Origin of the sequence: Autumnicola edwardsiae, assembly GCF_031846505.1 — a bacterium.
Lineage (GTDB): Bacteria > Bacteroidota > Bacteroidia > Flavobacteriales > Flavobacteriaceae > Autumnicola > Autumnicola edwardsiae.
Window position 1 is genome coordinate 1 of sequence record NZ_JAVRHP010000114.1, and the last position, 8786, is coordinate 8786.

The 8786-nt window shown below is 37.7% G+C and carries 8 protein-coding genes; 7 read left to right on the forward strand and 1 reads right to left on the reverse strand.

The genetic code is table 11. The features are described 5' to 3' along the window. Positions 1-348: 348 nt before the first annotated feature. Positions 349-1395 carry a GntR family transcriptional regulator gene (locus RM529_RS14945; RefSeq protein WP_311485555.1) on the reverse strand — a complete coding sequence of 349 codons (1047 nt, stop codon included), beginning with the start codon at positions 1393-1395 and terminating at the stop codon, positions 349-351. A 156-nt stretch (positions 1396-1551) separates the two neighbouring features. Between RM529_RS14945 and RM529_RS14950 the strand changes: the two genes are divergently transcribed. The 7 genes from RM529_RS14950 (at position 1552) to RM529_RS18165 (ending at position 8601) form a co-directional block, all read left to right on the forward strand. Next, entirely contained in the window at positions 1552-3648 is a 2097-nt protein-coding gene (locus tag RM529_RS14950) for a bifunctional aldolase/short-chain dehydrogenase (protein WP_311485556.1), read from the forward strand. 71 nt (positions 3649-3719) lie between these two features. Then, on the forward strand, positions 3720-5000 hold the full coding sequence (locus RM529_RS14955; RefSeq protein WP_311485557.1) for a sugar isomerase: 1281 nt from the start codon (positions 3720-3722) through the stop codon (positions 4998-5000). Positions 5001-5008: 8 nt separating this feature from the next. Next, complete coding sequence (locus tag RM529_RS14960; RefSeq protein ID WP_311485558.1) at positions 5009-6394, forward strand: FGGY-family carbohydrate kinase; 1386 nt, start codon at positions 5009-5011, stop codon at positions 6392-6394. 12 nt (positions 6395-6406) lie between these two features. Beyond that, positions 6407-7555: an alpha-hydroxy acid oxidase gene (locus RM529_RS14965; RefSeq protein ID WP_311485559.1), complete on the forward strand. Its 1149-nt coding sequence runs from the start codon at positions 6407-6409 to the stop codon at positions 7553-7555. Between the two features lie 220 nt (positions 7556-7775). Beyond that, positions 7776-8123: a transposase gene (locus tag RM529_RS14970; RefSeq protein ID WP_311485560.1), complete on the forward strand. Its 348-nt coding sequence runs from the start codon at positions 7776-7778 to the stop codon at positions 8121-8123. A 101-nt stretch (positions 8124-8224) separates the two neighbouring features. Further along, a complete protein-coding gene (locus tag RM529_RS18160; protein ID WP_432264539.1) occupies positions 8225-8467 on the forward strand; it encodes a transposase in 243 nt (80 codons plus the stop codon). Next, complete coding sequence (locus tag RM529_RS18165; protein WP_432264540.1) at positions 8452-8601, forward strand: transposase; 150 nt, start codon at positions 8452-8454, stop codon at positions 8599-8601. The genes RM529_RS18160 and RM529_RS18165 overlap by 16 nt, the downstream gene beginning before the upstream one ends. Positions 8602-8786: the final 185 nt, after the last annotated feature.

Here is an 8786-nt window from a genome sequence, read left to right on the forward strand (position 1 = left end):
ATTACTACCATCCTGTACTATACTGTTATCAAACATATCATTTGCCAACCATTCAGGATAGAAGAGGCTATGGGATATTTAATAATGGAACCGTTGTAGTTGAAAGTAAAGTTTCAAATGGCCGACAAGAAAGCTAAAAGAAGAAGTATAAGGCGCTCGATTTGGCAGATATTCTTAATAAGTTCATCATTTACAGTTTTAATGATGACTCTTCTTCAACATTACTTTTTCCTGTGGCTAGCGTCATTGTATTACTCCTTCAAAGGTAAAAAAACAGCTATTAAATTTTGAGACCCAGATACCAATCAATAGCTCTCTGTTCTACTAAATCCTCAGGTTTATAGTATTTTACACCGAATTCCTTTCAATATACTTAAAAATATTTTTAACTTTTTCCTTTTTATTGTTCAAGACCATATAAGCCGCAGTTTCCCCCATTGCTTTAAAATTGGTGCTAATAACGGTTATGCCCAGCAGTTCTTTTAAAGGTGTTTCATTATAGGAAATTACTCCCATATCTTTTCCCATAACCAGCTTTTTTGTCCGAATTTGGCGAACAAGAGTTACCAAATCCCTTTCTTTAATAGTAATATACACATCTTTACTTTGTAGCTCCATATCCTCATAGATTTCCTCTAAAATTTCAAAATCAAAATTATGTTCAATACAAAATCTACGAAATCCCAAAAGAATGCGGCGTGGATAAGGATAGGTGAATTTATTTGGATATACCAAAATAATTTTTTCGTATCCTTTCAATTTTAGTAATCCTTCTTTCAATGCATTAAAAATGTCTTCTTCAAAATCTTGAAAAATAGAACCATAGTCTCCTTTTATAGCAGGTTTGGAATTATCCACAATTATTAATTTATCTTTAGGTATACGTTCTAAAGTTTTCAAGACAGCAGGGGTAGAACTTACATGATTCATTTTGCCATCTTTAAAATGAGGCATTACTACATAGTAGTCATAGCCTCCGATACTTCTTTCCAAGGTACGTATAAATAACCCTTCATCACAATGATAAACAGAAAGATCAACGTGGCTATTCACACCCATGGATTTAACAAAAGAATCATAGATCATCATTTTGTAAGTGCTAGGTTTATTTACTAAAAACAGTACATTAACCTTTATAATCAAATCAGTTTTAGCTGTATAAAAACCTTTTCCTTTAACAGAAATGATTATTTTACGTTCCTTAAGTTGTTTATAAGCTTTTTCCACAGTATCCCGAGAAAGATAACATATTTCGCTCAATTCATTAATCGAAGGGATTTTTTCTCCTACTTTTAAGTTCCCTTTTGAAATATCATTAATAATAGAATCTACTATTTGTTTATATTTCGGGATCCGGGAAGCTTCATTTATTTTTATGTCAAACGTTTGAGTCATTGATTTAAAGATATTTAGACTTTGGACCTAAATATATATAATAGAATTGGGTTAAAAAAACGTTAATTGAATTTTTTATAGCAGTACACTACAGGATGCGGAGCATGAAATAAAAATATATTTTTGAATGAACAATACTATCTTAAATGTTATAAAATGGAAAAAACTTTTCAATACGTAGACTACCTCTGGGAGGAAAAAAAGGCGGAAGAGCTTGGTGATGACCAGGTGGCCCTTTTTCTTTACAGGTCGAACATTTTGGGATCAGATTTAAGAATCACCAATTACGGTGGCGGGAATACCAGTTGTAAAACCATAGAAAGAGATCCGCTTACTAATGATGAGGTTGAGGTAATGTGGGTAAAAGGTTCAGGAGGAGATATTGGGACTTTAACAAGGGAAGGAATTGCCGGGTTATATACTGATCGATTACGAAATTTAAAAAATGTTTATAGAGGGATCGAAGATGAAGACCGAATGGTGGGACTTTTCTATCACTGTATTTATGATCTTAATAGCAAAGCCCCTTCAATTGACACTCCTTTGCATGGTTTATTACCTTTTAAACATATAGATCATTTGCATCCGGACGCTTTAATAGCAGTAGCTGCTGCAAAAGACAGTGAGAAGATAACACAGGAAATTTGGGGTAACACCATGGGCTGGGTGCCATGGCAGCGACCGGGTTTTGACCTGGGGTTGCAACTTGAAAAATGCCTGGAAGAAAATCCCGGAATAAGAGGGATCGTGTTAGGAAGCCACGGTTTGTTTACATGGGGAGAGACCTCTTATGAATGTTACCTTAACAGCCTGGAGGTAATTGAAACAGCTTCAGAATATATTGAGAATAAGATAAAGCAAAACGGAGAGGGTTTTGGCGGGCAAAAATTAAAAAGCCTTCCCTCTGCTGAAAGAAAAGATAAAGCGGCAAAATTGATCCCACTATTGCGGGGTCTCGCCTCTTCAGAGAATAAAATGATAGGACATTATACAGATGATGATACGGTTCTTGAGTTTATTAATAGTAATGACCTTGCAAGACTTGCTCCTATGGGAACTTCCTGTCCTGATCACTTTCTAAGGACGAAAATTCAACCTTTGATCCTGAATCTTGACACTTCTGAAGATATTTCTAATACAGATGAAGCATTCAAAAAGCTGGAACCTGCTTTTGACAAGTACCGGGAACAATATAAAGAGTATTACGAGAATTGCAAGCATAGTAATAGTCCGGCAATGCGGGATCCTAATCCTGTGATCATTATTTATCCCGGAGTAGGAATGTTTAGTTTTGCAAAAAACAAGCAAACAGCAAGGGTAGCAAGTGAATTTTACATCAATGCAATTAATGTGATGAGAGGTGCGGAAGCTATTACAGAATATACCTCCCTCCCAAGGCAGGAAGCTTTTGATATAGAATACTGGCTCCTGGAAGAAGCGAAATTACAAAGAATGCCTTCAGAACAACCCCTTTCAAGAAGGGTAGCCATAGTAACAGGCGCGGCAGGAGGAATTGGAAAAGCAATTGCAGATAAGCTTGTTGCTGAAGGAGCAAATGTTGTGCTTACAGATGTAACTGAAGATGCATTAAAAGAAGCCATTAAATCTTATAAAAAAGACCAAGTAGCAGGTGCGGTTTGTGATGTTACCAAAGAAGATTCTGTAGAAAAAGCCTTTTTACAAGCAAGCCTGGCCTTTGGTGGGGTTGATATTATTGTCCATTCAGCCGGATTGGCAATTTCCAAATCTCTTGAAGATACAACTTTAAAAGATTGGGCTTTATTACAAAATGTCCTTGTAAAAGGGCAATTTTTAATGGCCCAGTACGGAGTCGCTATTATGAAAAAACAAGGATTTGGCGGTGATATAGTAAATATTGCTAGTAAAAACGGACTAGTTTCCGGACCTAATAATGTAGGATATGGTACAGCAAAAGCCGCACAACAACATATGACACGTCTGCTTGCCGCAGAACTTGGTGGAGACAAAATACGAGTAAATGTTGTAAATCCCGATGGAGTGATTGTAGGCAGTAAGATATGGGAAGGTGAATGGGCAGAAGGTCGTGCTAAAGCATACGGTATAGATGTGGAGGAGCTGCCAAAGCATTACGCAAAGAGAAACCTGTTACAGGAAATTATACTTCCTGAAGATATTGCTAAAGGCGTCTTTGCCTATGTGGGAATATTAGATAAAAGTACAGGTAATACCATCAATGTAGATGGTGGAATGGCCAATGCTTTTGTAAGATAGTTTTAATTAGCCAATTAACCTCGCTGGTTTCCAGAATTAGTGAGGTTTTTAGTTGTAATACCACTTATAAGATGAAGATAACCCCTGATAAAATTTCAGATTTTAATAAAAACCAAGGAGATTCCTATGTTGCAGAATTAGATTTTCTGAAAAACAGATGTGCAAAACAGGATGTTTCTATTGATGATATAGTCTCAAAAGTTGCCGATTTTCAGGTTGCTGTTCCCAGTTGGGCATTGGGGGCAGGGGGAACACGTTTTGGCAGGTTTTCCTATGGCGGTGAGCCTGCTTCTTTAGAACAGAAATTAGATGATATAGGAATTTTACATGCCTTAACAAGATCTGCAGGAGCAGTTTCCCTGCATATTCCCTGGGATATTCCAAAGGACATTAAAGCAATTAAAGAAGTGGCTGCAAGTCACGAAATTGCTTTTGACGCTATGAACTCCAATACCTTCCAGAACCAGGATGGTGCAGAAGCTTCATATAAATTCGGTTCCCTTGGGAACATCAGGAAAGATTCAAGGAATTATGCTATTCAGCATAACCTGGAGGTAATTAAAATAGGTAAAGAACTCGGCTCCAAAAGTTTAACGGTTTGGCTCGCAGATGGCGCTAATTTTCCGGGACAGGCAAATTTTCAAACTGCACTACAAAATACCGAAAACAGTTTAAAATCCATTTATAATGGGTTGCCGGAAGATTGGAAAATGTTCATTGAATACAAACCTTATGAACCTAATTTTTACAGTACAATTATCCAGGACTGGGGTACATCCTTTATGCTTGCCAATGCATGTGGGGAAAGAGCTTATACTTTGGTTGACCTGGGACATCATCTTCCCAATACCAATATCGAGCAAATAGTCGCTACCTTAATGTTTAAAGGAAAACTAGGTGGTTTTCATTTTAATGACAGTAAATACGGTGATGATGATCTCACAGTTGGCGCCATCAAACCATACGCATTATTCCTTATTTTCAATGAACTGGTGTACGGAATGCAAAATAACCCGCAAAATCCGAACCTTGCCTGGATGATAGATGCAAGCCATAACACCAAAGATCCTCTGGAGGATTTGTTGCAATCTTTGGAAGCGATCCTTATTGCTTACGCCCAAGCACTTTTAGTAGACCAGGAGTCTTTAAAAGTAGCCCAACAGGAAAACGATGTAGTGAAATGTCAGGAAATTTTACAGGATGCTTATAGAACAGATGTGCGGCCTGTTTTAAAAGCTGCCCGTGAAAAGTCGGGTGCGGCAATAAACCCTTTGCAGGTTTATCGCAGTTTTGGAGTAAGAGATGCCTTAATTAAAGAAAGAGGATCCCAAACAAAAGCAACCGGATTATAATTTGAATAATGACCAAAACAAAAGTTACAGCTGTTTTTGATATTGGGAAGACTAATAAAAAATTCTTTCTCTTTGACAAGAACTACAAAGAGATCTTTCGTAATTACACCCATTTGCCGGAAACCAAAGATGAGGATGGTTTTCCTGCTGAAAATCTTGAAGCGCTTCAACAGTGGATAAAATCTACATTTGATGCTATTCTCGAAAAGGATGAATATCAGATTAAAGCTGTAAATTTTTCTTCTTATGGAGCCAGTTTTGTTCATTTAGATTACCAAGGTAATGTGCTTACTCCGTTATATAATTATACCAAACCTATAGAGAAACCAATATTAGATGAATTTTACGGCACCTACGGTGATGGGCTTGATTTAGCTACTCAAACAGCTTCACCTCAATCTGGAGGCATGTTGAATTCCGGGATGCAATTATACTGGCTGAAAAAAAAGAGTCCTGAAGTTTTTAGTCAAATTAGATACAGCTTACATCTGCCTCAGTATCTGTCGTACTTGTTTACCGGGATCTATGTTAGTGATTTTACTAGTATTGGCTGCCATACCAGCTTGTGGGATTATAATAAAAATGACTACCATGACTGGGTTTTTGCAGAAGGAATTGACAGGATCTTAGCTCCTATTGTACCTACCTCTGCCACTTTTAAAACTTCTTATAATGGACAAAAGCTTAAAATAGGTGTAGGTATTCACGACAGTTCCTCTGCTTTACTCCCTTATATCTTAAGTAAGAAAAAACCATTTTTATTACTGTCAACAGGTACCTGGAGCATCGCTTTAAATCCATTTAGCGAGGATAAATTATCAAAAGAAGATATTAAGCACAACTGCCTGAATTATTTAAGAGTAGATGGAAAGCCGGTGAAAGCCTCCCGTTTTTTTATGGGAAATGAATATAGACTTCAGGTGGAAATGTTGGGAGATTATTACCAGAAAGAATATGGTTATCACAGAGACGTGAAGTTCAATAAAGAATTATATTTAATGCTTATTGAAAAACAATCCATTTATTTCAAATTTGAAGGAATATCTCTTCAACGCAAGAAGCTTGAAAAAACAGATCTGGAACCTTTTGAAACCTTTGAAGAAGCTTATCATCAACTTATGATAGAATTAATGGAACTACAGATCCGGACCATTCGAAAAGCTATTGGAAAATCTGAAATTAAGACTATTTATATTGACGGCGGATTTACAGATAATGATGTTTTTATGAAACTCATGGCTCATCACTTTAGTGAATTTAAGGTGCTATCTACCCATTGTCCATTAGGATCGGCATTAGGTGCTGCTATGGTGATCTCCAATAAAAAGGTGAAATCTAAGTTTTTGAAGGAAAATTACAGAATGACAAAGCTGATGCCTTTATTATTTAATTAAGAATAAGAAAATATGGCCTTCCCTTTTAATACAGAATATCCTTCTATTGAATCCCTGCGCGAGCGGGCGAAGAAACGAATGCCGCAATTTGCCTTTGAATACCTGGACGGTGGCTGTAACGAGAATATAAATATTCGCCGCAACACCGATGAGATAAGAGAGATACAACTAAAACCCAGATATCTTAAAAATTATAATAATTCCAAACTGGAAACTAAACTTTTTGGGATAAAGTACGATGCGCCATTTGGAGTTTCTCCTATTGGTTTGCAGGGTCTTATGTGGCCAAACGCCCCCGAAATATTGGCGAAAGCATCCCTAAAGCACAACATACCTTTTATATTGAGTACAGTAACTACCACAAGCATTGAACGGGCAAGTGAATTAACTGAAGGGCGGGCGTGGTTTCAGTTGTATCACCCCACGGAAGAATGGTTGCGCGAAGATATCCTTAAAAGAGCTGAAGCAGCAGAGATACCTGTTCTTGTAATTTTATGTGATGTACCCACTTTTGGGTATCGCCCAAAGGAAATTAGGAATGGTCTTGCCATGCCGCCACAGATGAATTTAAGAAATGTATTGCAGGTGCTGGGGAAACCAACCTGGGCAACCCAAACGTTAAAACATGGTTTTCCGAATTTCGCTACTATGAAGCCTTATATGAAGGATGGGATGAGTATTAAGCAATTGGGAAAATGGATGAATGCAACCTTTTCCGGAAGGCTTAACGCAAAAAAAATAAAGCCAATACGAGATATGTGGAAAGGTAAATTGGTGCTAAAAGGAGTGGTGTCAGATGAGGATGCTGAAGAAGCTATCCGTCTTGGTTTCGATGGTATTATTGTATCAAATCACGGTGGACGTCAATTGGATGCCGGGGAATCTACTATAAAACCTCTCTCCCAAATTGCCAAAAAATATGGGGATCAAATCAAAGTTATGATGGATAGTGGCATTCGCTCAGGACCAGATATAGCCAGGGTAATGAGCAGTGGTGCCGATTTCAGCTTTTTGGGAAGGTCTTTTATGTATGGCGTTGGCGCTTTGGGTGATGAAGGAGGAGACCATACTATTTCCATGTTAAAAATGCAACTGCAACAGGTTTTAGAGCAATTATGCTGCGAGAATGTAAAAGATTTACCGAAATATTTAGTGAAGTAAGGTACAAACCTAAAAGAAAATCGCAGGACACTGGATCCAATACCTTAAAGCCAATTAAAAAATACCCGTCCTAAAATTCAAAAATAATGAGTTTAGCCCAAATAGAAGAAGAAGTAATTCAAGTTCAACCCCAGGGAATCATCCCACTCTTGCAAAAACGAGGGTGTAAAATAAACTCTGTCTGAGTAGCATTATTAATTAATTTCATTCAGATAGAATTATGACCACAAAAGAACAACAAGAATTCGAGAAGAAGGTGCTTTACCAGTTCATGTCTGGTAAGAGCCTTTTTGGTGCAGACGGTGCTTTTGCACCGATGCTAAGGAACGTCATTGAGAGAGCCCTTGAGGCTGAAATAGATTCCCATTTAGATAGTGATGAACGCTCCAAAGGGAATAAGCGTAATTGCAAGGGAAAGAAAAAGCTTAAGAGTGGCTTTGGATTTTTTGATATTGAAACCCCTGAAGACCGTCAAAGCAGCTTCCAACCGGAACTGGTTAAGAAGCGACAGACCATTCTGGCGGATAATCTCTCAAAAAAAATTATCGGTCTTTATTCCATAGAATAAATACCCCGAGACTTATCTCGTTAGTAAATATTATAAAGTTTAAAAATGTGTTCCACTAAAATGCTCCTTGGGCTTGCCCCGGAGAAATTTACGGACTTGGGATGAGCTACCGTGACATCTCGAATCATATCAAAGTTTGGCTTGATGCCATGCATTATAAGGTTAAAGTGGATGGAAAGATTACCCATAAAGCACTTTATAACATCCTAGGTATTACAAAAGAAGAAAAAAAAGAAATTCTGGGAATGTACATTTCTGAGAGTGAAGGTGCTAATTTTTGGCTACAGGTTTTAACCAATCTTCATAACCGTGGATTACAGGATCCTGATTGCCTGTACAGATAATTTCAAAGGCTTTACACAAAGCCATCTTAAGTGTTTATCCAAAGGCTCAGGTTCAGCTTTGCATTGTACACCAAATCCGTAACTCATTTAAATACATAGCCTCGAAGGATCAGAAGGAGTTTATGAAGATCTGAAAAAAGTGTATAGAGCAGTCACAAAATATGTAGCCGAAGATGAGCTATTGAACCTGGAAGAGAAATTGGGTAGTAAATATCCTGTGGTCCTTGAAAGCTGGCAGCGTAACTGGGAGCAGCTATGATGCCAATGGCCCTCTTTCTAAAAACCTGCTGCCCTGGCCAGTGCACGGGTATATCCTTTG

Excerpts from the sequence above, each read along its gene's own strand:
- RM529_RS14945 (WP_311485555.1), bottom strand. The coding sequence starts at position 1,395 with ATGACTCAAACGTTTGACATAAAAATAAATGAAGCTTCCCGGATCCCG.
- RM529_RS14950 (WP_311485556.1), top strand. The coding sequence starts at position 1,552 with ATGGAAAAAACTTTTCAATACGTAGACTACCTCTGGGAGGAAAAAAAG.
- RM529_RS14955 (WP_311485557.1), top strand. The coding sequence starts at position 3,720 with ATGAAGATAACCCCTGATAAAATTTCAGATTTTAATAAAAACCAAGGA.
- RM529_RS14960 (WP_311485558.1), top strand. The coding sequence starts at position 5,009 with ATGACCAAAACAAAAGTTACAGCTGTTTTTGATATTGGGAAGACTAAT.
- RM529_RS14965 (WP_311485559.1), top strand. The coding sequence starts at position 6,407 with ATGGCCTTCCCTTTTAATACAGAATATCCTTCTATTGAATCCCTGCGC.
- RM529_RS14970 (WP_311485560.1), top strand. The coding sequence starts at position 7,776 with ATGACCACAAAAGAACAACAAGAATTCGAGAAGAAGGTGCTTTACCAG.
- RM529_RS18160 (WP_432264539.1), top strand. The coding sequence starts at position 8,225 with ATGAGCTACCGTGACATCTCGAATCATATCAAAGTTTGGCTTGATGCC.